This window comes from Nocardioides sp. J9 (assembly GCF_007829375.1).
Classification (GTDB): domain Bacteria; phylum Actinomycetota; class Actinomycetes; order Propionibacteriales; family Nocardioidaceae; genus Nocardioides.
In genome coordinates, this window is the sequence record NZ_VLJQ01000075.1 from 44,567 (window position 1) to 45,306 (window position 740).

2 protein-coding genes are annotated in these 740 nt (G+C 71.8%); one reads left to right on the forward strand and one right to left on the reverse strand.

The features are described 5' to 3' along the window. On the reverse strand, positions 1-485 hold a 485-nt coding region (locus tag L615_RS12195), incomplete at its 3' end, for a class I SAM-dependent methyltransferase (protein ID WP_261376666.1). Between the two features lie 66 nt (positions 486-551). On the opposite strand from L615_RS12195, the gene L615_RS12200 reads away from it, so the two are divergent. Further along, positions 552-740: acyl-CoA dehydrogenase family protein (locus L615_RS12200; protein ID WP_145725230.1), on the forward strand; the 189-nt coding region annotated here is incomplete at its 3' end.

Genomic DNA, 740 nt, shown 5'->3' on the forward strand with positions numbered 1-740 from the left:
GCCCAGCCGTTGAAGTCGTCGCGCGCCGGCTGCTCGCCGTGCCCGCCGTCGATGAAGAGCAGCGACAGCGGCGTGCGCCAGTGCGCCGACACGGTCGTGGACTGGCCGACGACGGCGACCACGTGGTCCTCGAGGCCGGCGCGGGCGATGTTCTTGCGGAACTGGCCCAGCGTGTCCATGAGGCCGATCTCGGGGTCCACGACCGTGGGGTCGTGGTGCTCCCAGCCGGCCTGGTTCTCCTCCGAGCCGCGGTGGTGGTCGACGGTGAACACGACCGCCGTGCGCCCGGTCTCCGCGCTGACCTGCTGCGCGGCGGCGCCGACGTAGATCGCCGACTTCCCGCAGTAGGTGCCGACCTCGAGCCCGGGGCCGTGGGGCAGTCGCTCGAGGGCGATGCGGTGCAGGAGCGCACCCTCGTCCTCGGGCATGAAGCCCTTGGCGTTGCGCGCGTGCTCCAGCAGGTCGGGCGGCATGGTGTCGGTCACCCGCTCACTCTAGTAGAGTTAGAACGCGTTCTAGTTTCGTGTTCTCCCCGTGACTCCAGGAGTGCCATGTCCCTCGGTATCAGCGACGACCAGGTCGAGCTCGCCGACAGCCTGCGCAAGTGGGCGGCCAGCCTCGGCCCGGTGGAGGCCGTCCGCGCCGCCGAGGGTGACACCGGCGCCCGCTTCGCGGAGGTCTGGGCCGCCGTCGAGGAGATGGGCGTCGCCTCCATCGCGGTGCCCGAGTCGGCCGGCGGC